Origin of the sequence: Ancylobacter tetraedralis, from assembly GCF_014195655.1 — a bacterium.
Lineage (GTDB): Bacteria > Pseudomonadota > Alphaproteobacteria > Rhizobiales > Xanthobacteraceae > Ancylobacter > Ancylobacter tetraedralis.
This window is the reverse complement of the sequence record NZ_JACICD010000005.1, coordinates 236,906-258,863: the sequence shown is the minus strand read 5'-3', so window position 1 is coordinate 258,863 and position 21,958 is coordinate 236,906. Positions and strand designations below refer to the sequence as shown.

18 protein-coding genes are annotated in these 21,958 nt (G+C 68.9%); 7 read left to right on the top strand and 11 right to left on the bottom strand.

The genetic code is table 11. The features are described 5' to 3' along the window. Positions 1 to 62: 62 nt before the first annotated feature. Positions 63 to 1,037: a helix-turn-helix domain-containing protein gene (locus FHS55_RS14765; protein WP_183190531.1), complete on the bottom strand. Its 975-nt coding sequence runs from the start codon at positions 1,035 to 1,037 to the stop codon at positions 63 to 65. A gap of 256 nt (positions 1,038 to 1,293) precedes the next feature. Here FHS55_RS14765 and FHS55_RS14760 point away from each other — a divergent pair, with 256 nt between their 5' ends. Further along, on the top strand, positions 1,294 to 2,025 hold the full coding sequence (locus FHS55_RS14760) for a hypothetical protein (protein ID WP_183190530.1): 732 nt from the start codon (positions 1,294 to 1,296) through the stop codon (positions 2,023 to 2,025). A 24-nt stretch (positions 2,026 to 2,049) separates the two neighbouring features. On the opposite strand, the gene FHS55_RS14755 is transcribed toward FHS55_RS14760, so the two are convergent. From FHS55_RS14755 to FHS55_RS14745, 3 genes are all read right to left on the bottom strand, one after another. Beyond that, on the bottom strand, positions 2,050 to 3,228 hold the full coding sequence (locus tag FHS55_RS14755) for an FAD-binding oxidoreductase (RefSeq protein WP_183190529.1): 1,179 nt from the start codon (positions 3,226 to 3,228) through the stop codon (positions 2,050 to 2,052). Positions 3,229 to 3,416: 188 nt separating this feature from the next. Then, entirely contained in the window at positions 3,417 to 4,676 is a 1,260-nt protein-coding gene (locus FHS55_RS14750; RefSeq protein ID WP_183190528.1) for an aromatic ring-hydroxylating oxygenase subunit alpha, read from the bottom strand. A 235-nt stretch (positions 4,677 to 4,911) separates the two neighbouring features. Beyond that, positions 4,912 to 6,024 carry a helix-turn-helix domain-containing protein gene (locus tag FHS55_RS14745; RefSeq protein ID WP_183190527.1) on the bottom strand — a complete coding sequence of 371 codons (1,113 nt, stop codon included), beginning with the start codon at positions 6,022 to 6,024 and terminating at the stop codon, positions 4,912 to 4,914. A 140-nt stretch (positions 6,025 to 6,164) separates the two neighbouring features. Between FHS55_RS14745 and FHS55_RS14740 the strand changes: the two genes are divergently transcribed. Continuing rightward, positions 6,165 to 6,860, top strand: coding sequence for a hypothetical protein (locus tag FHS55_RS14740; protein WP_183190526.1), 696 nt, complete (start codon positions 6,165 to 6,167; stop codon positions 6,858 to 6,860). 9 nt (positions 6,861 to 6,869) lie between these two features. Here the strand turns inward: FHS55_RS14740 and FHS55_RS14735 are convergent, their stop codons facing one another. The 6 genes from FHS55_RS14735 to FHS55_RS14710 form a co-directional block, all read right to left on the bottom strand. Continuing rightward, complete coding sequence (locus FHS55_RS14735) at positions 6,870 to 7,940, bottom strand: GlxA family transcriptional regulator (protein ID WP_183190525.1); 1,071 nt, start codon at positions 7,938 to 7,940, stop codon at positions 6,870 to 6,872. Between the two features lie 98 nt (positions 7,941 to 8,038). Further along, complete coding sequence (locus FHS55_RS14730) at positions 8,039 to 9,403, bottom strand: L-serine ammonia-lyase (RefSeq protein WP_183190673.1); 1,365 nt, start codon at positions 9,401 to 9,403, stop codon at positions 8,039 to 8,041. Positions 9,404 to 9,552: 149 nt separating this feature from the next. Next, complete coding sequence (locus tag FHS55_RS14725; RefSeq protein WP_183190524.1) at positions 9,553 to 10,134, bottom strand: sarcosine oxidase subunit gamma; 582 nt, start codon at positions 10,132 to 10,134, stop codon at positions 9,553 to 9,555. Further along, positions 10,127 to 13,189 carry a sarcosine oxidase subunit alpha gene (locus tag FHS55_RS14720; protein WP_183190523.1) on the bottom strand — a complete coding sequence of 1,021 codons (3,063 nt, stop codon included), beginning with the start codon at positions 13,187 to 13,189 and terminating at the stop codon, positions 10,127 to 10,129. Before FHS55_RS14720 ends, FHS55_RS14725 begins: the two co-directional genes overlap by 8 nt. A 145-nt stretch (positions 13,190 to 13,334) precedes the next feature. Beyond that, positions 13,335 to 13,625 carry a sarcosine oxidase subunit delta gene (locus FHS55_RS14715; protein WP_183190522.1) on the bottom strand — a complete coding sequence of 97 codons (291 nt, stop codon included), beginning with the start codon at positions 13,623 to 13,625 and terminating at the stop codon, positions 13,335 to 13,337. Positions 13,626 to 13,641: 16 nt separating this feature from the next. Further along, positions 13,642 to 14,892, bottom strand: coding sequence for a sarcosine oxidase subunit beta family protein (locus FHS55_RS14710; protein ID WP_183190521.1), 1,251 nt, complete (start codon positions 14,890 to 14,892; stop codon positions 13,642 to 13,644). 316 nt (positions 14,893 to 15,208) lie between these two features. On the opposite strand from FHS55_RS14710, the gene FHS55_RS14705 reads away from it, so the two are divergent. From FHS55_RS14705 to serA, 4 genes are all read left to right on the top strand, one after another. Further along, a complete protein-coding gene (locus tag FHS55_RS14705) occupies positions 15,209 to 16,057 on the top strand; it encodes a tellurite resistance TerB family protein (RefSeq protein WP_183190520.1) in 849 nt (282 codons plus the stop codon). A gap of 237 nt (positions 16,058 to 16,294) precedes the next feature. Next, positions 16,295 to 17,023: an outer membrane protein gene (locus FHS55_RS14700; protein WP_183190519.1), complete on the top strand. Its 729-nt coding sequence runs from the start codon at positions 16,295 to 16,297 to the stop codon at positions 17,021 to 17,023. A 129-nt stretch (positions 17,024 to 17,152) separates the two neighbouring features. Beyond that, positions 17,153 to 18,328 (top strand): phosphoserine transaminase, encoded by a 1,176-nt coding sequence (locus FHS55_RS14695; protein ID WP_183190518.1) that lies wholly within the window; start codon positions 17,153 to 17,155, stop codon positions 18,326 to 18,328. Positions 18,329 to 18,548: 220 nt separating this feature from the next. Next, positions 18,549 to 20,135 carry a phosphoglycerate dehydrogenase gene (serA, locus tag FHS55_RS14690; RefSeq protein ID WP_183190517.1) on the top strand — a complete coding sequence of 529 codons (1,587 nt, stop codon included), beginning with the start codon at positions 18,549 to 18,551 and terminating at the stop codon, positions 20,133 to 20,135. A 97-nt stretch (positions 20,136 to 20,232) separates the two neighbouring features. Here serA and eda read toward each other — a convergent pair whose 3' ends face one another. After that, positions 20,233 to 20,880, bottom strand: a complete 648-nt coding sequence (eda, locus tag FHS55_RS14685) for a bifunctional 4-hydroxy-2-oxoglutarate aldolase/2-dehydro-3-deoxy-phosphogluconate aldolase (protein ID WP_183190516.1) — start codon at positions 20,878 to 20,880, stop codon at positions 20,233 to 20,235. Between the two features lie 159 nt (positions 20,881 to 21,039). Between eda and puuE the strand changes: the two genes are divergently transcribed. After that, the gene (gene puuE, locus FHS55_RS14680; RefSeq protein ID WP_183190515.1) at positions 21,040 to 21,957 is read left to right on the top strand and encodes an allantoinase PuuE; all 918 of its coding nucleotides are present in this window, start codon (positions 21,040 to 21,042) and stop codon (positions 21,955 to 21,957) included. Position 21,958 lies beyond the last annotated feature (1 nt).

The following is a 21,958-nucleotide window of genomic DNA, read 5'->3' as shown; positions in this document are numbered from 1 at the left end:
CCCTGCGCCAGAGTAAACAGCGCTCACATTGCGGTGCGGTGGGGGCTCCGTTTACGCGTGGGTCATATGGTCGGGACGGTCGCCGCCCGGGGCCGGCGCTCGGCGCTGGGCGGCCGGCCGAAGCGGCGGGCATAGGCGGTGGAGAAATGCGCCGCCGACTGGAAGCCGCAGGCGAGACCGACATCGGTCACCGGCAGGGGCGACAGGCGCAGCAATTCGCGCGCCCGTTCCAGCCGCAGGCCCAGATGATAGGCGGCGGGGGTGACGCCGAGATGCCGCCGGAACAGCCGCTCCAGATGGCGCGCCGAGACGTCGAGCCGGCGGGCTATGGTGCCGATGCCGGGGGGGCGCTCGATCGCTCCTTCCATCAGCCGCACCGCGCGGGCGAGCGTGGGGTCGGGCAGGGCGGGGCGGGGTCGCGCCGCGATCCGCTCCCCGGAGCGCCGCCCCGCGGGATCGACGATGAACTGCTCGGACACCTTGTCGGCCAGCGCGCGGCCCGCCTTGGCCTCGATCAGCGCCAGCATCATGGCGAGCGGGGCCACGCCGCCGGTGCAGGTGAGCCGGTCACGGTCGATCACGAAGGCTTCCTCGACGAAGTCGATCTCGGGAAATTCCTCGCGAATGGCCGAGAGATTCTCCCAATGCACGGCGCAGCGGTGGAAATCCAGCAGCCCCGCCTCGGCCAGCACGAAGCTGCCGGTGCACAGCGCCCCCAGCGCGGTGCCGCGCCGGCCCAGTCGGCGCAGCGCATCGGCAATGGCCGGTGTCGCCGCATGGCGAATGTCGGTGCCGCCGCACACGATGATGAGGTCGAGCGGGCCGGCCTCCGCGAGCGGGACGGTGGGCGAGAGCGTCAGCCCGTTGCTGGCCGGTGCCGGCGTGCCGTCCAGCGTCACCACGCGCCAGGAATAAAGCGCGGCCTCGGCGACGTAATTCGCCATGCGCAGCGCCTCCAGCGCATTGGCGCAGGCGATCATCGAATGGTTCGGCAGGGTGAGGAAGCCGATATGCGAAAGCGTCGCGAGGTTGAGCACGGGATGCTGTCCAATTTCGGTCGCATTCAGTCTTGAATCAATCGAAAGAGTGGGTTCTTACGTCTCGTCATGTCCCGAAACGGGTGATTTAGCTTGCCGAGCGTATTGTTTGGTTTCGCAATGTTTCCACGGAGCGCTATCACGCAATAAATCGCTCGGAAATACCCGGGCATCGTCATGCGCAGGCAAGAAAGCCGCCGCAAAAATGTCGCCGCGTTCATTGGAAATGGGGACATAGCAACGCGGGAGTCGCAACATGCGTTTCGCCGGAACTTCATACGCCTCATTCCATGGCTGGCTGCCCGGCCGGATTCTGCTGCCGCTGGGTTTCGGGGCCGCCGTGCTGGTGGGAATCTACGCCTTTGCCGATGATCATGGCTACCACCGTGCGCTGGCCGAGCAGGCCCCGCAGAAGAGCGAGGCCCGGCTGATCGCCGAAGAGCCAAGCGAGGCTCTGCTGGGCGAGGCGGAAGCCGCCGCCAAGAGCGACCGGGAGGGCATTCCCGGCCTGCTGCGGGCGATCGACCCCACCGCCGTCTATCATGGCGGGGCCGAGCACAAGTCGAGCGTCGCGGTGGTCACATCGACTGCGGTGCCCAAGCATGCGGCGCCGCATGTCGCGACCGCGATGCCGGCCGGCGTCGAACGGTTCGATCGCTGCGAGGGTGCGTGCGATACGCGCGATCCGATGATCATCCGCGCCTCCTATCAGGTCGGCATGACCTCCGCGGACGCCGATTCCGTGGTGGCTCCGGCCGGTGCGCACGCGGTGCTGGCAGCGACACCCGCTGCTGTCACGCCCGCTCCTGCCGCACCTGTGGTCGAAGCTGAATCGGGCGGCTTCTTCGGCCTGCCCAGCGCCGGCGCCATTGTCGACCGCACGGTCGAGGGCACGGCTTCCGCCTATGGTGCGGTGAAGAACGGCGCGGCCGCCGCAGTGGACAGCGTGCGCGGCGCGGTCAGCGACGCCTTTTCGTTCATGCGCTGAGACAGTGCGCCGGCCGCCGGCCGCTCAGCGGTCCACCACCAGGTTGCTGGTCGGCTTCGAGCAGCACAGCAGCGCCATGCCGGCATCGATCTCGCGCTGGCGGATGCCGCCGCCGTGCTTCATGTCCACCGTGCCATCGATCAGCTTCGACTTGCAGGTGCCGCACAGGCCCTTCGAGCAGGACGAGGGCAGCCGCACCCCGGCGCGGCGGGCGGCGTCGAGCACGAACATGTCGGACCGGCACTCGATGGTGCGCTTCTGCTTGATGAATTCCACCGTGTAGGTCGTCACGGCCGGCGCTTCCAGCGCGCGTTCCACGGCCTCCAGCGCTTCGGCGCCGATCACCTCGGCCGCCACTTCGGGTTCGGCCTTCGCGAGTTCGGCGAAGTCGAAGCTCTCCTCGTGATGCCGAGCCATGTCGAAGCCCGCGTCCTTCAGCATCTCGCGCACCGCGGCCATGAAGGGCGAGGGGCCGCAGACGAAGATCTCGCGCTGCGCATAATCCGGCGCAACGTGATGGAGAAGGCCGAGATTCAGCCGGCCGCGCAGTCCGTGCCACGGTTCGAACGCGCTGTCCGCCTCGCAGACCGGGGCGAAGCGGAAGCTCGGCTGGTTGCGCGCCATCAGTTCCAGCTCGGCACGGAAGATGATGTCGGCCGGGGATCGCGCCGCGTGCACGAAGACGATGTCGCGGGCCTCGCCCAGGTCGTGAAAGGTGCGCGCCATGGACATCAGCGGGGTGATGCCGCTGCCGCCGGAGAGGAACAGATATTTCGGCGCGCGATCGGGTGTCTGCGCGGGGGTGCCCTGTATGAGGCAGGAGAAGTCGCCCATCGGCCCCACCGCCCGCAGCACCGAGCCGACCTTCACATGGTCGTGCAGGAAATTCGACACCGGCCCGTGCGGCACGCGTTTCACGGTGATGGCGAGCGTGTGCGGGCGGGTGGGCGCGGAGGCGATGGTGTAGCAGCGGTTGACGCTCTCCCCACCGATGTCGAGGTCGAGGGTGAGGAACTGGCCCGGCGCGTAGCGGAACAGGCACGGGTCCTTCGGCGCGAGCACGAAGGTCTTCACGTCGGCCGTCTCGTTGCGGATCTCGCGCACGATCAGCGCATCGTCCACCTCGGGATTCCACAGCGGCAGGTTGCCGGCAAGGCGCGGGCTGGCGGGGTCGGGCGAGACGGTCGGCGGGGAGGCGTTCATGCGTTCGATTCTCGATCTCGGTAGCCCTCACCGGGAGAGCCGCTTTGCCCCCGCTCCCCGAGGGGAGAGGGGCGTGGTGAGGGGGCTTGCGGCGTCGCGATGGTGTCACCCCTCACCGACCCGCGTCGCGGGCCACCTCTCCCCGTCGGGGAGAGGGACGTGAGAGAGCGGGCGATGATAGGGACCGTTCAGCGCCCGGTATGTTCGGCCATGCGGCCGATATACCAGTTGCAGAACTTGTCCACGAGCATCTCGGTATGCGGCGAGTAGGGGCCGGGCTCGTAGGCCGGGCTGCGCGCGCCTTCCTGGCAGTAGCCGACCAGCGTCGAATCCTGGTCGTTGGTGGCGTCCCACACGCCGACGAGGTTTTCGAGGTCGTAATCGACGCCCTCGACCGCATCCTTGTGCACCAGCCACTTGGTGCGCAGCAGCGAGCGCTCGGCATCGAGCGGCAGCACCGAGAACACCACCGCGTGGTCCGACATGAAGTGGTGCCACGAATTCGGCTGGGTCCAGAAATGCAGCGCGCCGTGCCGGGGATCGTTGATCGAGCCGAGCAGCTTCTTGCACGCCGCCTTGGTGTCGTTGGTGTGGCTCTCGCCCTCGCCGGCCAGCGGCAGGCGCTCGGTGCGATAGCCGGTCACCATGTCGTCGAGGTGCTCGATCATTTCCGAGGGGAAGCCGCAGCTTTCCCATTCGCGATGTGAGTTGGTGACGAGCTTCGCGTAATCCTCGGCTTCCTTGCGACCATGCTCGTCGAGCTCTTCCGGCGCGAAGCCGAAGCCATAGGCGAAGAGCGGCACGGTCAGCTCGGGGTGGTTGCCCGCGCAGTGATAGCACTCGCGGTTGTTCTCCATGGTGAGCTTCCAGTTGCCCGGCTCGATGATGTCCTTCTCGAAGGCGACCTTGGCGTTCTTCAGGTCGTGCGGGGCGAGATAGGGTGCCATCTTCGCCGCCATGATGTCGAAATCGGCCGGCGGGTCGTCGGACAGGCACACGAAGATGAGGCCCTCCAGCGAGCGCACATGCACCGGCTTCAGGCCGTGGCAGCCGGGATCGAAGTCCGCGCCCATGTGCTCGGCGAAGAGCAGCTTGCCATCGAGCCCATAGGTCCAGGAATGATAGCGGCAGACCAGGTTGCCGACCGTGGTCTTATAGTCGTGCACGATCGGCGCGCCGCGATGGCGGCAGACATTGTGGAAGGCGCGCACCTCGCCGTCATCGTCGCGCACCGCGAAGATCGCGTATTTGCCGATGTTGAAGGTCATCGCATCGCCCGGCTCCGGGATGTCGGGATCGACGCCAACGAAGATCCAGTGGCGGCCGAAGATGACCTCCATGTCCGCCTCGAAAATCTCGGGGCTGGTATAGAACGGCGCCTCGAGGCTGTAGCCCGGCTGGCGGCGGCGCAGCAGCGCCTTGAGCGGCGTTTGCGTGGAATCCAGCATCGACAGTTCTCCCTCGCGGGTCCCGGCCCGCTTGTCGTCTGGAATGGAATTGTTCGACTAAAGCGGCGCGACGACTTTCATAAATCCGACAGACGCTTTCTTGAAGTCGACATTTGCCGTTCACGAGGCGAGGAGATCGGCGCCGGAGGGCGGCGCGGCGCGGTTTCCTCACGGGAGCGGAAGGTCGTCTGGCCCGCAAGCGCTCAGGCGGTCATGCGGTGCTGCGCGCGGGCGCTCACGGGCCCGCCCGCTCCCGCCGCCAGGCGGAGGGACTGGTGCCGGCGACGCGGCGGAATTCGCGGTTGAAATTGGACTTGGTGAGGAAGCCGGCGTCCAGCATCACCCGCGTCACCGGCAGGTCGGTGCCGGCGAGCAGGCGCTGCGCCTCATTGACGCGAAGGCCGTTGACGTAATGCGAGACGCTGACCCCATGGGTGCGGTTGATCGCCTGCGACAGCCGCCGCGCGGGCAAACCGAGGCGGCGGGCAAGGCGGCCGAGATCCAGGTCGACATCGGTGAAGAGTCGGCGCTCGGTCATCAGCGCCTCCAGCGCGGCGATGACGGCGGCATCCTGCGCGGCCTCGTCGGGAGAGCCGGAGCCGGGCAGGTCGTCAGGGTCACGTTCCTCCTCGGACGGGGCATCGCGAGGAGCATCGTCCCGCGTCGAACCCTCCGCCCTGCCCGAGGGCGCGCGCGTCGCCTCCGTTCCCGGCGCGGCGGAATCGGCGGCGGCGGCGGCGGCCCCGAGCACGAGCAGCGCGACGACGTTGAAGGAGGCGATCATCGCCGGGGTGTTGCGGCCGCCGGTCCAGTCGAGGTCGACGGAGATCAGCATGTCCGTCACCGCCGAGCCGATGAGCGCGCTCGCGGTGATCACCAGCGCGCGATAGGAGCGCAGGGTGCCATCCAGCCGCGAGCGGACCAGCCCGTCCGGCCCCCGGCGGGCGAGCCAGAGCAGAGCGCCGCCATAGCCGAGAAACAGCGTCACGATCAGCGGCCCGATCGGCGCGGGTTGCCAGGCGAAGCACAGCCCGACGAGCAGCGGCGGCAGCAGCAGATGCGGCCAGAGCCATGCGGGCCGGGTCCCCTCCGCCGCGTCCTCGGTGAGGCTGCGGAACGCGACATAGGCCAGCGGCGCGATGAGGCTGGCCAACGCGGCCTGGAAAGGCTGCACGGCGCGCAGATCATAGCCCCAGCGCAGCCCGACCAGCACGGATTGCAGCGCATAGGCGGCGATGAGCGCGAGGAAGAGGGCGTGATGGCGTCCGCTCTCCTCCGAGCGCAGCAGCCGGATGGCGAGCAGCGCCAGAATGAGGGCGACGACGAAGGGCAGCGGAACGAAGATCATGGGAGTCGGGATTTCGGGGCGTCAGGTGATCGGTTCTGGCCCGGATCGCGCCTCAGGTCGACCTGAAACGCGATCGAGGTCGCCGGGACGGAGGCATGCGGCCACGGATGGGGCATCGCTGTTCACACGGATGCCCTGACATGAAGATGCTTGTTTTCGTCCTCGCCGTGCTGCTGGTCGGCCTGTCCCTTGCCCGCGCCGATGAGAGGCGGCTCGATCTCGCAGGTGTCGAGCGGGTGGAGATCACCGGCGATGCCGCCACGGTGACGCTGACCGCGCGGGCGGGGGAGACGCCGCAGGCGCAACTCGCCGAGCGCCGCACCGGCTGGTTCTCCCGCTGGTATTCAAGCTGGTTCTACAATGATTGTCGCACGTCGAGCCGCATGTGGGTGGAGGGCACGGTGCTGCGCGTCGAGGCGCACACGCCGTCCCTGCTGGAATCCTCGGACTGCGTGGTGGAACTCACGGCGAACCTTCCTCCCGATGTCTCGGTGCGAATCGACCTCGCCGCCGTGGAAGCGCAACTCGACGGCCGCTTCGCCGCGCTCGACACGCAGACGCGCGCCGGCGATCTCGTCCTTGCCGGTGCGGTGGAGCGCGTCGACCTGCGCGGGACCGCGCTCAGGGTGCGGCTCGATCTGAGCGAGGCGGCGCCGCGCGCGGTCAATCTCGCGGTCGGCTCGCTCGACGCGCATATCACCCTGCCGATGCAGGCGAGCGTGGGCTGGCGGGTCGACGCCAAGGCGGCGCTGGTCGACACGGCGCGCACCAATGACAGCGACGGCGCGACGCAGATCCGGGTCAGCGCGGATTTTCTCCGCCTGTCGATCCGCTGACGGGCCCGCTCAGTCGAACAGGCGCTGCGCCGCGAGGTTGCGCGCCATCGGCCCGGGCGACTGGGCCCGTGCATCGGAGGGGGTGAAGCCGTGCTGGGCCTTGAACTGGCGGGAGAAATGCGCGCAGTCGGAAAAGCCGGCCTCCAGCGCGATATCCGTCACCGAGCGTCCCGTCGTGTCGAGCAGGAAGCGCGCATAGCGCAGCCGCAGCCGCCGGTAGAACTCGGCCGGGCGCTGGCCCATCACCGTCTGGAACAGCCGTTCCAGCTGGCGGGTGGAGAGCTGCAGGCGCCGTGCGATATCGGCGATGGGTAAGGGGTCGGCGAGGTGCTGCTCCATCAGCAGCAGCGCCCGGCGCACCCGGTCGTCGGCCACCAGATCGGCGATCGGCGGGTGCGGCTGGGATTCCGAACCCGGCCGCTGGCGATCGAGCTGCAGGATGTGGCGGCCCTTCTGCGCCACGGAGCGGCCCATCGACTTCTCCACCAGCGCCGTGGCGAGGTCCGCCGCCCCGCCGCCGCCCGCGCAGGTGATGCGGTCGCCGTCGATGACGTAGAGCCGGTCGGCCACCGGCGTATGGTGGGGGAATTCTTCGAGAAAGTCCTGGTAGTGATACCACGACACGCAGCAGCGTCGCCCGGTCATCAGTCCGGCGCGGGCGAGCACGAAGGAGCCGGTGCACACGCCCACCAGCGAAACGCCGGCGCGGGCCGCGCGCTTGAGGAAGGCGACCGTCTCCTCGTCCATGTGCTGCCCGCCATGCAGCAGCCCGCCGACCACGATGATGTAGTCGAACGCCGCGGGGTCGCCGAGCGGGCCGGAGGGCGAGACGGTGACGCCGCAGCTGGCGCGGATCGCATCGGCCTTCGCGGACATGACCTGCCAGCGCGCACGGATGGGGCGCGAGCGGTCGCCGTCGTCGGCGGCGAGGCGGAACTGGTCCACCATCAGCGAAAAGGCCGACAGGGTGAAATTGTCGGTCAGCAGAAAGCCGACATTCAGCGCGGGCGCGAGGGCGCCGCCCGCAGGTGAAGGGCCGTTGGCCGAAGGACCGGTCGATGTGGGACGCTGGGTGCTCATTGCCTGCTCCGGCTCACAGCATAGCAAATTTCCTGCCTGCCGCAGCAAGGCATGCCGTAGCAAGGTCGGTGCCGTTCCGACGCGGTCGCGTTCACGTTTCAGCATTCGGGCAGGTTCACCGCAAGGCCGCCGAGCGAGGTTTCCTTGTATTTCGAGGCCATGTCGCGTCCGGTCTCGCGCATGGTGGCGATGACCTTGTCGAGCGAGACGATATGCGTGCCATCGCCGTGCAGCGCCAGCGAGGCGGCATTGACCGCGCTGATGGCGCCGAAGGCGTTGCGCTCGATGCAGGGCACCTGCACCAGCCCGCCGATCGGGTCGCAGGTCATGCCGAGGTGATGCTCCATGCCGATTTCGGCGGCATTCTCGATCTGCTCGTTGCTGCCGCCGAGCGCGGCCGCCAGCCCCGCCGCCGCCATGGAGCAGGCGACGCCCACCTCGCCCTGGCAGCCGACCTCGGCGCCGGAGATCGAGGCGTTCATCTTGAACAGCGCGCCGATGGCGGTCGCGGTGAGGAGGAAGGCGTGCATGCCGGAGCGCGAGGCGGTCGAGCAATGATCGAGATAGTAGCGCAGCGTCGCCGGCACCACGCCGGCCGCGCCGTTGGTGGGGGCGGTGACGACCCGCCCGCCGGCAGCGTTCTCCTCGTTCACCGCGATGGCGTAGAGGCTCACCCAGTCCATCACCTCATGCGGGGTGCGCGCGTTGCGCGAGATCAGCGTATCGTGGATCGCCTTGGCGCGCCGGCGCACCTTGAGCCCGCCCGGCAGCTCGCCTGACGTGGCGATGCCGCGATCGACGCACGCCATCATCGCGTCGACGATGCCGTCGAGATGGCCCATCACCTCCTCGGTCGGGCGGCGGGCGACCTCGTTGGCGAAGACCAGTTCGGCAATGGTGAGGCCGGCCTTGTTTGCCATGACCAGCAGGTCGCGGGCATTGCGGAAGGGATGCGGCAGGGCGACATCGTCGGCACCAAGCGGGCGCCCGACCTCGTCCTCCGGCACCACGAAGCCGCCGCCGATGGAGCACCAGCGTTCCTCCGCCAGCACGTTGCCGCCCGCATCGAGCGCGCGGAAGGCGAGCGTGTTGGGGTGCCGGGGTGTCGGCGAGACGCCGTCGAACAGCATGTCGCGCTCGCTCTCGAAGCGCACCGTGTGCCGGCCCGCCAGCGCCAGGCGCTGCTGCGAGGCGACCTCCGCCGCCAGCGCGTCGGCGCGGTCGGGATCGACCGTGCGCGGCCGCTCGCCGGCAAGGCCGAGGATCACCGCCTTGTCGGTGCCGTGGCCGCGGCCGGTCCAGGCGAGCGAGCCGTAGAGCGTGGTCTCGACGCGCGCTGTGATGGTGAGCGCGCCGGCCGCATCGAGCCGGTCGATGAAGCTCGCCGCCGCCACCATCGGCCCCACCGTATGCGAGGAGGAGGGGCCGATGCCGATCTTGAAGAGCTCGAAGGCGCTGATCATGGGCGCAACTGTTCCCTCGTCCGGCACGGGCGAGAGCGCCGGATCTGTCCTCTGGAAGTAGTTCTTGTTGTTGTTCGGCTTCTTGTTGGCCCCCGATCCCGGTGGATATGTGTCCATCCGGCATCGAGGGCATTCCGCGTTGAGAAGGCTCAGGCCAGTTCGCGCCGGGCGTCCTCGAGCATTTCCCAGACATAGGGCGCGAAGGAGCGCCACACGTCGACATGGAACGTGTCCGGGGTGATACGCGAGAGCACGATCTCGGCCTTGTGGAACAGCGTACGGGTGGAGGTGCCGACCGGGAAGGCGTCCAGCGACAGATCGAGCGGGTTACCCTGGTTGAGCACGTAGGCAGCCTTCGACCCTGCTACCTCGAGGGTGACGCTGCGCGCCGACACGTCGACCAGCGAGTGCGGCAGGCCGGTGGTCGCCGTCTCGATGGCGGCGAAGAGCGGGGCGGGGTCCGCGCCGGGGGCGAGCAGGATCCATTCGTCCGGCCCGAGCCACAGGGCGTGGCGCCCGTTCGCCGTGTTCCGGCGGTTGGCCTCGCGCGGCAGGGCGACGCCGAACGCCTCCCCGGCCGCCTGAATGGCGGCTTCGCGGCCGCGGAAGGCCAGCCGTGACACAGGGCCGAGCGCGGTCAGCCGGGCGGCGCCGATGGCGCGCGTCCCGGCGGCCAGCGCGTCCAGCGGGTAGTGGGCCAGGGGTTCGGCCGTTGCGGTGGTCTCAACCATTGAGGCGCTCTCCCTTGGGGTCGTAGAAGACCGGCTCCACGATTTCGACCTCGATGACGCGGTCGGGCATGGGGACGGACAGCCGTGTGCCGATCCGCGCCCGGCCGCCCTTGATGACGGCCAGCGCGATCGAATGGCCGAGCACGGCGCTGTAATAGGACGAGGTGACGAAGCCGAGCATCGGCACCGGTACCGGCGCCTTGGGATCGGCGACGATCTGCGCGCCTTCCTCCAGCACCACTTTCGGGTCGGTGGTGCGCAGGCCCACCAGCTGCTTGCGGTCCGGCGCGCTCATGGAGGCACGGGCGAGCGAGCGCTTGCCGACGAAGTCCTTCTTCGCCTTGCCCACCGCCCAGCCGAGATTCACGTCGTCCGGCACCTGCGTGCCGTCCGTCTCCTGGCCGACGATGATGTAACCCTTCTCGGCGCGCAGCACGTGCATCGTCTCGGTGCCGTAGGGCGTGATGCCGAAGGGCTGGCCGGCGGCGAAGATCGCCTCCCATACCGCGCGGCCATAGTGCGCGGGGACATTGACCTCGAAGCCCAGCTCGCCGGTGAAGGATACGCTGAACAGCCGGGTCGGCACGCCGAGAATGGTGCCCTCGCGCACGCTCATGTGCGGGAAGGCTTCCTTGGCGAGGTCGATGCCCTCGATGAGGGGCGCGAGCACCTCGCGGGCCTTCGGCCCCTGCACCGCGATGACCGCCCATTGCTCCGTGGTCGAGGTCAGCCACACGTCGAGCTCCGGCCACTCGGTCTGGAGATAGTCCTCCATATGGGCGAGCACGCGCGGCGCGCCGCCGGTGGTGGTCGTCACGTGGAAGCGGTCGGAGCTGAGCCGGCCGACGACGCCGTCATCCATGACGAAGCCGTCCTCGCGCAGCATCACGCCATAGCGCAGCCGGCCGGGCTCCAGCTTGGCCCAGGCGTTGGTGTACATGCGGTTCATGAACTCGGCGGCATCCGGTCCCACCACCTCGATCTTGCCGAGGGTGGAGGCGTCGAACATGCCGACCGAGGACCGCACCGCCTTGCATTCGCGGGCGACCGCCGCGTGCAGGTCCTCCCGGCGCCCGTCCGGCAGTGCCTTGGGGAAATACCAGGCGCGCTTCCACAGCGACACGTCCTCGAAGGCGGCGCCGTGCTCGGCGGCCCAGTCGTGGATCGCGGTCTTGCGAACGGGATCGAACTGGTCGCCGCGCGCCGCTCCGGCGAACAGGCCGAAGGTGGTGGGCGTGAAGGGCGGGCGGAAGGTGGTGAGGCCGATCTTCGGCACGCTCTCGCCCAGCGCCTCGGCGACGATGCCGAGGGTGTTCATGTTCGAGGTCTTGCCCTGGTCCGTCGCCATGCCCGTCGTGGTGTAGCGCTTCACATGCTCGATGGAGCGGAAGCCCTCGCGGGTGGCGAGCGTGATGTCCTTGGCGGTGACGTCGTTCTGCCAGTCGACGAAGGCCTTGGTGAAGGCCGGGTTGCGCGCGTGCGGGGTGGCGCCGATGAAGCCGTCCGTGCCGAGATCGTCGGCCTGGGCCGGGAAGCTCTTTGAGGAGGCGCCGGGCGGCGGCGTGGCGCCGCGCGCGGGGGAGGAGGCGTCACGGGAGGCCCTCGCCGCCGCTTCGCCCTGCCCATAGCCGTCTTCCAGCACGCGCTGCAGGCCGGTAATGCCGCGGCAGGCGCCGGCGGAACGCTCGCGCTCCACCGAGCTGCCGGGAAGATAGGCGCCGCTCGCCGCGTCCCACACCAGCTTGCCGCGCGACTGCGAGAACAGGTGCACGCTCGGGGTGAAGCCGCCCGACATCAGCACCGTGTCGCAGGCAAGGGTCTCGGACGCGCCGACCGGATCGACGCTCGGCCCGCCCTTGATCTTGGCGAGCCTGGCGCCGGAGACGCGCAGGCGCCCCGTCGTGCCCGTCACGACCGTGGCGGGGCGCACGTCGATGCCGGCCGCCAGCGCGCGGGCGGGCAGTTCGCCATGCACTTCGCGCCTGAGGTCGGCCACGGCAACGACGGCGACGCCGCCAGCCGCGAGGTCGAGCGCGGTCCGGTAGCCGGCATCGCAGGCGGTGAAGATCACCGCGCGATCGCCGGGCTTGGCGCCATAGCGGTTGAGATAGGTGCGCGCGGAATCGGCCAGCAGCACGCCGGGCCGGTCATTGTCCGGGAACACCAGCGGGCGTTCCAGCGCGCCGGTCGCCAGCACCACCTCGCGCGCCCGCAGCTGCCAGAGCCGCTCGCGCGGCAGGTCGGCGCCCGGGGCGGCGAGATGTTCGGTCACGCGCTCGGCCAGCGCGATCATGTTGTGCGGGAAATAGGCGAAGGCGGTGGTGCGGGGCAGCAGCGTGACGTTGTCCTTCGCCGCCAGCGTGGCGAGCGTGTCCGACAACCATTGCTGAGCCGGCTTGCCTTCGATCGTGGCGGTGCGCTCGGCCAGCAGCGAGCCGCCGAGTTCCGGCTGCTCGTCGACCAGCCACACCGTGGCGCCGCTCTCCGCGGCCGCCAGCGCGGCGGCGAGCCCGGCAGGGCCGGAGCCGACCACCAGCACGTCGCAATAGGCGTAGTTCTGGGTGTAGCGGTCCGGATCGGGCAGGGTGGGCGCGACGCCGAGGCCCGCCATGGCGCGGATCTTCGGCTCGTAGAAGCGCTTCCACGCCCCGGCCGGCCACATGAAGGTCTTGTAGTAGAAGCCGGCCGGCAGGAAGGGCGAGACGAAGTCGTTGGCCGCGCCGGCGTCGAAGCCGAGCGAGGGCCAGCGGTTCTGGCTGGTCGCCTTCAGCCCTTCATAGAGTTCCACCTGCGTGGCGCGCAGGTTCGGGCTCATGCGGGCGGCGTCGCGGGCCACATTGACCAGCGCGTTCGGCTCGTCCGAACCGGCGGAGAGGAAGCCGCGCGGGCGGTGATACTTGAACGAGCGGCCGACGAGATGCACGCCGTTGGCGATCAGCGCCGAGGCGAGCGTGTCGCCCTTGAAGCCGGAATAGGTCTTGCCGTCGAAACGGAACGAGACCGGCGCGCCGCGATCGATGCGGCCGCCCGAATGGGTGCGGAAGCGGTTGGTCATGACCGCGACTCCGATGCTGTCTTCACCTCTCCCCGCCGGGGAGAGGTCGCCGCGGAGCGGCGGGTGAGGGGAAGGGCGGCGAGGGAGAAGGGAAGACCCCTCACCCCAACCCTCTCCCCGCCGGGGAGAGGGAGAAGAGGACGGATCATTGCCCGCTCTCCCCGATGTCCGGACGCGGCTCGCCGGCCTTGTAGGTGGTGACGAAGAAGTCGCTCACCGTGTCGCGCACGGCGTTGAAATAGCGTCCGCAGCCATGGATGTGCCGCCAGCGCTCGGCGTGCAGGCCCTTGGGGTTGGTGCGGTTATAGAGAAAGTCGGCCCATTCCTGGTCGGACATGGCGGCGGGATCGGCCGGGCGGGCGACATGCGCCTCGCCGCCATAGCGGAACTCGATTTCCGGCCGGGCGCCGCACCACGGGCAATTGATGATGAGCATGTCGGTCTCTCCGCCCTCAGTGCGCGACGGCGGCGGCGGCCGCCTCGTCGATCAGGAAGCCGTCGCGGAAGCGCTCCAGCGTGAAGGGCGCGTTGATCTTGTGCGGCTCGTCCTTCGCGATGGTGTGGGCGAACACGTTGCCCGAGCCGGGCGTTGCCTTGAAGCCGCCGGTGCCCCAGCCGCAATTCACATAGAGGCCCGGCACCGGCGTCTTGGCGATGATCGGCGAGCGGTCCGGCGTCACGTCGACGATGCCGCCCCAGTTGCGCAGCATGCGCAGGCGCCGGAACTGCGGAACCAGTTCGCAGATGGCGTCCAGCGTGTGGGTGGTGACGTGCAGGGCGCCGCGCTGGGAATAGGAGGTGTAGGCGTCGGTGCCGGCGCCGATCACCATCTCGCCCTTGTCCGATTGCGAGATATAGGCGTGGATGGTGTTGGACATGACGACGGTCGGGAAGGCCGGCTTCACCGGCTCCGATACCAGCGCCTGCAGCGGATAGCTCTCCAGCGGCATGCGCACGCCGGCCATCGCCATCACCACGCTGGTATGGCCGGCGGCGGAAACGCCCACCTTCTTCGCCCGGATGAAGCCTTTCGAGGTTTCCACGCCCTCGACCGCGCCGCTCGGCCCGCGGCGGATGCCGGTCACCTCGCAGTTCTGGATGATGTCGACGCCGCGCGAATCCGCAGCCCGGGCAAAGCCCCAGGCCACCGCGTCATGCCGGGCGGTGCCGCCGCGCCGCTGCAGTGCGCCGCCGATGATGGGATAGCGCATCGAGCGGATGTTGAGCGGCGGGCAGAATTCCTTGACCTGCTCGGCGCTCAGCCACTCATTGTCCACGCCGTTCAGGCGGTTGGCGTGGACATGGCGCTTGAAGCTGATCTCGTCGTGATGGTTGTGCGCCAGCATGAGCACGCCGCGCGCGGAATACATGACGTTGTAGTTCAGGTCCTGCGAGAGGCCCTCCCACAGCTTCACCGCGTGCTCGTAGAGCGCGGCGCTCTCGTCGAACAGGTAGTTGGAGCGCACGATGGTGGTGTTGCGCCCGGTATTGCCGCCGCCCAGCCAGCCGCGCTCGATGACCGCGACGCGGGTGATGCCGTGCTCCTTGGCGAGGTAATAGGCCGCCGCCAGCCCATGCCCGCCCGCGCCGACGATGATCACATCGTATTCGGCCTTGGGTTCAGGATTGCGCCATTGCGGCTGCCAGCTCTTGTGGCCGCCAAGCGCGCGGCGGAACAGCTCGAAGCCGGAGAATTTCTGCATGTTGAGCCTCCGACGGTGACGTCGTCGTCTGCGGTCTGACATCCCGCATGACCGGATGGCACATGCTCGCGCGGACCGGCTCGAAGAGCGAGCATCGTTTCGGCGCAGGCGTTGAACGAATGCGACATGCCTTGTCATTCGGCGACGCGCGCCCCCACGAAATCGCGGCTGCCGTCGCGGCCGTGCGGCACTCGGCGCGTCATGCGAGCGTGAGGGCGGGCGCCTATCACCGAAAGCTGATCGGCCACACCGTCCTCTCCTTACGGAAGTCACGATCGGGCCTTACCTGCGAGCGGACAACAGAACGGGACGCGACATGTTCAACAGCGGTAATTTCGATGCCAAGCGGCTCCTCGACCAGTTCCTCGGCGCCCCGGCAGGCACGCAGGGCGGTGTCCCCGCCCGCCAGGACGGCGGCGCGACCGGGGGCTCCTCGCTGGGCGACCTGATCGGCGGGCTCACCGGCGGGCTGACGGGTGCGCAGGGTGGCGCGCCATCCGCCCCGGGCGCCGGTGGCGACCTGATGGGCCGCGCCCGGGACTATCTCTCCGGCAATGCCGGCTCGCTGGCCACCGGCGCGGCGGCGGGTGGGCTGGTCTCGCTGGTGCTCGGCTCGAAGGGCGGGCGCAAGGTGGCCAAGAACGCCGTCGCGCTGGGCGGCCTCGCGCTCGTGGGCACGCTGGCCTACAAGGCCTACCAGAATTACCAGCAGGGCCAGCAGCCGCAGCAGGCGGCAACGCCGCTGCCGGCCGATGCGGCCTTGCCGCCCGCGCAATCGCCGTTCCACCCCGCGCAGGCCGGCGCGAATGGTCTGCCGGTGCTGCTCTTGCGCGCGATGATCGCGGCCGCGCTGGCGGATGGCCATGTGGATGAGCGCGAGCGCCTCGCCATCGGCGCCAAGCTGAACGACGAGGGAGCCGGGCTGGACGAGGCCGAGCGTTTCCTCTCCGCCGAACTGGCCAATCCGGCGAGCGTCGAGGCGCTGGCGCGCGAGGCGGCGACGCCGGAACAGGCGGCCGAGGTCTATATCGCGGCCCTGCTCACCATCGACGCCGACACCATTTCCGAGCGCGCCTTCCTCGCGCGCCTCGCCAGCGCGCTGCGGCTCGATGCGCAGCTGGTGCCGCATCTAGAAGCGGCGGCCCGCGCGGCGCGGCAGCCGTGAGAGTATAACGGGAGTGGCGCGGACGCGGCGGGAAACGCGGCGGGGTTAACGCTCCCGCCGCGTTTCCCGCGAGCGGTCCTCCCACCGGCTGTGGCATGGGGGACGGCATCAGCCTGGGTGCACGCTCCCCTCGGCAACGTGGTTAATCGTTAGGGTTAATCGCTCCTTAAACAATCCCCGCGACATTGCCTCCATCGAAAGCCGTCGGCAGGTGCCGGCGCATCGGGGGTGTCGCTTATGCGTGGGACGGCCATCATCTCGCGGTTGAGGGGCGTCATCGCCCTTTCCGTCGGCCTCGTGGCGGCGGGCCTCGCGATGAATGCCGTCGTCGCCGCGCCGGCCCGTGCCGACGAGGTGGCGAGCGAATCGGCGGACGACGTGTTCGCTCACGATCTGCTGGCGAACGCGCCGCAGATCGAGGAGGGGGCCGGCTGGTACCTGCGCGGCGATCTCGGTTATGTCGTCAACGAGACCCCGGACGGGCTGCGCTTCGGGTTTCTTCCGGCGGCGGCCGATACCGGCGACGCCTGGATGCTGGGCATCGGCGCCGGCGTGCGGCTCAACGACTGGTTGCGGGTCGACGTGACGGCGGATTACCGCACGCAGGCGGATCTGCGCGTGGCCGGCGGTACCGGGGAGCTGAGCGTCTTCACCACCCTTGCCAATGCCTATGTCGATCTCGGCAGCTGGCATGGCTTCACGCCCTATGTCGGCGCGGGCGCCGGTGCCGGCTATCTCTCGATTTCCGACATCAGCTTTCCCGCCGGCTCGCTCAAGGGCGGTGATGGCTGGGGCTTCGCCTGGGCACTGATGGCCGGCGTGTCGGTGGAACTCGCGCCGAAATGGGTGGTCGATGCGGGCTACCGCTATATCGCCATCGACAGCGCCGATATCGGCGGCGGCTGGAGCTCGCTCAACCAGAACGCGCACGAATTCCGGCTCGGCCTGCGCTTCCTGTTCGACTGAGCGGCGACCTTTTGGCGCGGGGCTGCGCTGGGCTGCGGGGCCTCTTGCGCCGCCCGCCGGGCGGGAGTACATCCCGGATCGGGCCACCCCTCCCCACCGAGGGGCACCCATCTGGAAGGATGGTTATCCATGACGAACAGCGCTCTGCCGGCGATCAAGCCGGCGAATCCCAATTTCTCGTCCGGCCCCTGCGCCAAGCGTCCCGGTTGGACGCTGGAAGGCCTGAGCGACGCACCGCTCGGCCGCTCGCACCGCGCCAAGGTGGGCAAGGCCAAGCTGAAGCTGGCCATCGACCTCACCCGCGAGATTCTCGACATTCCCGCCGACTACCGCATCGGCATCGTTCCCGCCTCCGACACCGGGGCGGTGGAGATGGCGCTGTGGTCGCTGCTCGGCGCCCGCCCGGTCGACCTGCTGGCATGGGAGAGCTTCGGCGAGGGCTGGGTGACGGATGTCGTCAAGCAGCTCAAGCTCAAGGACGCCCGCGTTCTCAAGGCCGGCTATGGCGAATTGCCCGATCTCGCCCAGGTGAATTTCGACCATGACGTGGTCTTCACCTGGAACGGCACCACCTCGGGCGTGCGCGTGCCGAACGCCGACTGGATTTCTGCGGACCGCACCGGCCTCACCCTCTGCGACGCCACTTCCGCCGCCTTCGCGCAGGACATGGACTGGGCCAAGCTCGATGTCGTGACCTTCTCCTGGCAGAAGGTGCTGGGCGGGGAGGGCGGCCACGGCATGCTCATCCTCTCGCCGCGCGCGGTGGAGCGGCTGGAGAGCTACGTGCCGGCCTGGCCGCTGCCGAAGATCTTCCGCATGACCAAGGGCGGCAAGCTGGTCGAGGGCCTGTTCGAGGGCGAGACGATCAACACCCCGTCCATGCTCTGCGTGGAGGACTATCTCGACGCGCTGAACTGGGCCAAGGCGATCGGCGGCGGTGCCGCGCTGCGGGCGCGCTCGGACGCCAATTTCAAGGTTCTGGCCGATTATGTCGCCCGCACGCCGTGGGTCGACTTCCTCGCGACCGATCCGGCGACGCGCTCCAACACCTCGGTCTGCCTCATCGTGAGCGATCCCGAGGTGAAGGCGCTGGCGCCCGACGCGCAGGCGGCTTTCGCCAAGGCGATCGCCGGCGCGCTGGAAAAGGCCAAGGTCGCCTATGACATCGGCGCCTATCGCGACGCGCCGGCGGGCCTGCGCATCTGGGCGGGCGCCACGGTCGAGACGGCCGATCTCGAGGCGCTGCTGCCCTGGCTCGACTGGGCCTTCGCGGACGCCAAAACGGCCCTGCGCAAAGCCGCCTGACGCCTTCTCGTGCGTGCCCCGCCGCTGACGCGAGGGGACGGCGAAGGGGTCGAGGCTCCGCGTCGACGGCGAATTGGCTTTTCTCTCCCGGCCGCGTCTCGCCGTCGCGCCTTCAGGGCCTTTGCCCGACGAACGCTTCGTCGTCCTCTCCCGCCAGCGGCGGGGGATGGCTCCCGCGTCGCGCGGGTCGATTTTCCCATTCTTGAACAGGATGAAGCCGATGGCTCCCCGCGTTCTGATTTCCGATGCCCTCTCCCCCGCCGCGGTGCAGATCTTCCGGGATCGCGGCATCGAGGTCGATTTCCAGCCGGCCCTCGGCAAGGACAAGGACAAGCTGGCCGAGATCATCGGCAATTATGATGGTCTCGCCATCCGCTCGGCGACCAAGGTCACGCCGAAGATCCTCGAAAACGCCAAGCGGCTGAAAGTGGTCGGCCGCGCCGGCATCGGCGTCGACAATGTCGACATCCCGGCCGCCACCGCCAAGGGTGTGATCGTGATGAACACGCCGTTCGGCAATTCCATCACCACCGCCGAGCACGCCATCGCCATGATGTTCGCGCTGGCCCGCGAGATCCCCGCCGCCGACGCCTCGACCCAGGCTGGCAAGTGGGAGAAGAACCGCTTCATGGGCGTGGAGCTGACCGCCAAGACGCTCGGCATCATCGGCTGCGGCAATATCGGCTCCATCGTCGCCGACCGCGCCATCGGGCTGAAGATGAAGGTCATCGCCTTCGATCCCTTCCTCAGCATCGAGCGCGCGCGCGACATCGGCGTGGAGAAGGTGGAACTGGACGAGCTTCTCGCCCGCGCCGACATCATCACCCTGCACACGCCGCTGACCGACAAGACCCGCAACGTGCTCTCCGCCGAGGCGCTCGCCCGGACGAAGAAGGGCGTGCGCATCATCAACTGCGCGCGCGGCGGCCTGGTCGATGAGGCTGCCCTTGCCGCGGCGCTGGATTCCGGCCAGGTCGCGGGCGCCGCCTTCGATGTGTTCTCCACCGAGCCGGCGACGGAAAACCCGCTCTTCGGCCATCCCAACGTGATCTGCACCCCGCATCTGGGCGCCTCCACGACGGAAGCGCAGGAAAACGTGGCGCTGCAGGTGGCCGAGCAGATGAGCGACTATCTGCTGCGCGGCGCCATTTCCAACGCGGTGAACTTCCCCTCCATCACGGCGGAGGAAGCGCCGCGGCTGAAACCCTTCATCGAACTCGCCGAGAAGCTCGGCTCGTTTGCCGGCCAGCTCACCGACACCGACATCAAGACCGTGCGCATCACCTATCAGGGCGCGGTGGCGGAGCTGAAGATCAAGGCGCTCACCTCGGCGGCGGTGGCCGGCCTGCTGCGCCCGGCCCTGGCCGACGTGAATGTCGTCTCGGCGCCGAGCGTCGCCAAGGAGCGCGGCATCGTGGTCGAGGAGACCACCCGCGAAGTGGCCGGCGACTATGAGAGCCTGGTGACGCTCACCGTGGTCTCCGACAAGCTGGAGCGTTCCATCTCCGGCACGGTGTTCGCCGACGGGCGCCCGCGCATCGTCGACATCAAGGGCATCAAGGTCGACGCCGAATTCGCCGCCTCCATGCTCTATGTCACCAACGAGGACCGGCCCGGCTTCGTCGGCCGCTTCGCCAGCCTGCTGGGCGACGCCGGCATCAACATCGCCACCTTCGCGCTCGGCCGCGACCGGCAGGGCGGCGACGCGATCGCGCTGGTCGAGGTGGACGGCGTGGTGCCGGCCGAGCTGCTCGCCAAGGTGCAGGCGATCCCCTCGGTCAAGCAGGCCAAGCCGCTGGTGTTCTGAGGCGAGCGAAAATGGACGAAACCCGGAGATGCCTGCGCGTCGCCGGGTTTTCGTCATTCAGGCGTCGAGAGGACGCGGGCGCGCGTCGCCTCCGCGTTCAGCCCGGGAAGGCCGCCCGGTGCAGCTTGGCGGCGGCCTTGGAAAGCGCGACGATCTGCTCCCAGTCGCCGAGCGCGATGGCCTCGTTCGGGCAGACCCAGGAGCCGCCCACCGCCAGGATGTTGGGCTGGGAGAGATACTTGCCCACATTGTCCGGGCCGATGCCGCCGGTGGGGCAGAAGCGCAGGTCCGGCAGCGGGCCGGCCAGCGACTTGATGAGATTGGCGCCGCCGACCGATTCGGCCGGGAACAGCTTCAGCACGGGAAAGCCCAGCGCGTGCAGTGTCATCGCCTCGGTGGCGGTGGCGCAGCCGGGCATGACCGGCACGGGGGCTTCCGCCAGCGCCTCGGCCAGCGCGGTGGGGCAGCCGGGGCTCACCAGGAAGCGCGCGCCCGCGTCGATCGACTTCTGGATGAGGTCGGGCCGCGTCACCGTGCCGGCGCCGACAATGGCGTCGGGCACCTCGGCGGCGATGGCGGCTATGGCTTCGAGCGCTGCGGGCGTGCGCAGCGTGACCTCGATGAGCGGCAGGCCGCCCTCCACCAGCGCGCGGGCGAGCTTCACGCCGGCGCTCACGCTCGGCACGGTGACGACGGGCACAACCGGGGCACGGGCGAGGAGGAGGCTGGGATCGGGAAGCGACATCGGACACCTTCAGGCTGTTTGCGCCCATCAAGACCGGCCCGCCGGGCCTTGTCGAGAGGGCAGGGGGAGAATTATGCGGCGGTCGCGAGATAATGTTCCGCAGCGCGCCATCCCGCATTAGCTTGGGAAAATCAATTCCGCGCCTGCCGAGTAGATCACATGTTCAAGCTGGATTCCGCCTATCCCCGCGACCTCATCGGCTATGGCCGCAATCCGCCCGACCCGAAATGGCCGGGCGGGGCGCGCATCGCGGTGCAGTTCGTGATCAATTACGAGGAGGGCGGGGAGAACTCGATCCTGCACGGCGACAAGGCGTCCGAGGCCTTCCTGTCCGAGATCGTCGGCGCCCAGCCCTGGCCGGGGCAGCGGCACATGAACATGGAATCGATCTACGAATATGGGTCGCGGGCCGGGTTCTGGCGGCTGTGGCGCCTGTTCACCCGCCGCAACCTTCCCGTCACGGTCTATGGCGTCGCCACCGCGCTGGCGCGCAACCCGGAGGCGGTGGCGGCGATGCGGGAAGCGGACTGGGAAATCGCCAGCCACGGCCTCAAATGGATCGACTATCGCGATCATTCCTATGAAGCGGAGAAGGCCGATTTCGACGCGGCGATCGCCTTGCACACCCGCGTCGTCGGTGAGCGCCCGCTCGGCTGGTACACGGGGCGCACCTCGGTGAACTCGCGCCCCATCGTGATGGAGGAGGGCGGCTTCCTCTATGATTCCGACATCTATTCCGACGACCTGCCGTTCTGGGTCGAGGGGCCGCGCGGGCCGCATCTGTCCATTCCCTACACGCTCGACACCAACGACATGCGCTTTGCGATTCCGGCCGGTTTCAGCAATGGCGAGCCCTTCTTCACCTATCTGCGCGACAGCTTCGATGCGCTCTATGCAGAGGGCGCGGAAGCGCCCAAGATGCTCAATATCGGGCTGCATTGCCGGCTCGTGGGCCGGCCGGGCCGCATCGTCGGGCTGGAGCGTTTCCTCGACCACATCGCCCGGCACGACCGGGTGTGGGTGACGCGCCGCATCGACATCGCCCGGCACTGGCACGAACATCACAAGCCGGAGTGAA

Bases quoted from the DNA above. Each gene is read 5' to 3' on its own strand.
- FHS55_RS14760 (WP_183190530.1), top strand. From the start codon at position 1,294: ATGCGTTTCGCCGGAACTTCATACGCCTCATTCCATGGCTGGCTGCCC.
- FHS55_RS14755 (WP_183190529.1), bottom strand. From the start codon at position 3,228: ATGAACGCCTCCCCGCCGACCGTCTCGCCCGACCCCGCCAGCCCGCGC.
- FHS55_RS14750 (WP_183190528.1), bottom strand. From the start codon at position 4,676: ATGCTGGATTCCACGCAAACGCCGCTCAAGGCGCTGCTGCGCCGCCGC.
- FHS55_RS14745 (WP_183190527.1), bottom strand. From the start codon at position 6,024: ATGATCTTCGTTCCGCTGCCCTTCGTCGTCGCCCTCATTCTGGCGCTG.
- FHS55_RS14740 (WP_183190526.1), top strand. From the start codon at position 6,165: ATGAAGATGCTTGTTTTCGTCCTCGCCGTGCTGCTGGTCGGCCTGTCC.
- FHS55_RS14735 (WP_183190525.1), bottom strand. From the start codon at position 7,940: ATGAGCACCCAGCGTCCCACATCGACCGGTCCTTCGGCCAACGGCCCT.
- FHS55_RS14730 (WP_183190673.1), bottom strand. From the start codon at position 9,403: ATGATCAGCGCCTTCGAGCTCTTCAAGATCGGCATCGGCCCCTCCTCC.
- FHS55_RS14725 (WP_183190524.1), bottom strand. From the start codon at position 10,134: ATGGTTGAGACCACCGCAACGGCCGAACCCCTGGCCCACTACCCGCTG.
- FHS55_RS14720 (WP_183190523.1), bottom strand. From the start codon at position 13,189: ATGACCAACCGCTTCCGCACCCATTCGGGCGGCCGCATCGATCGCGGC.
- FHS55_RS14715 (WP_183190522.1), bottom strand. From the start codon at position 13,625: ATGCTCATCATCAATTGCCCGTGGTGCGGCGCCCGGCCGGAAATCGAG.
- FHS55_RS14710 (WP_183190521.1), bottom strand. From the start codon at position 14,892: ATGCAGAAATTCTCCGGCTTCGAGCTGTTCCGCCGCGCGCTTGGCGGC.
- FHS55_RS14705 (WP_183190520.1), top strand. From the start codon at position 15,209: ATGTTCAACAGCGGTAATTTCGATGCCAAGCGGCTCCTCGACCAGTTC.
- FHS55_RS14700 (WP_183190519.1), top strand. From the start codon at position 16,295: ATGCGTGGGACGGCCATCATCTCGCGGTTGAGGGGCGTCATCGCCCTT.
- FHS55_RS14695 (WP_183190518.1), top strand. From the start codon at position 17,153: ATGACGAACAGCGCTCTGCCGGCGATCAAGCCGGCGAATCCCAATTTC.
- serA (WP_183190517.1), top strand. From the start codon at position 18,549: ATGGCTCCCCGCGTTCTGATTTCCGATGCCCTCTCCCCCGCCGCGGTG.
- eda (WP_183190516.1), bottom strand. From the start codon at position 20,880: ATGTCGCTTCCCGATCCCAGCCTCCTCCTCGCCCGTGCCCCGGTTGTG.
- puuE (WP_183190515.1), top strand. From the start codon at position 21,040: ATGTTCAAGCTGGATTCCGCCTATCCCCGCGACCTCATCGGCTATGGC.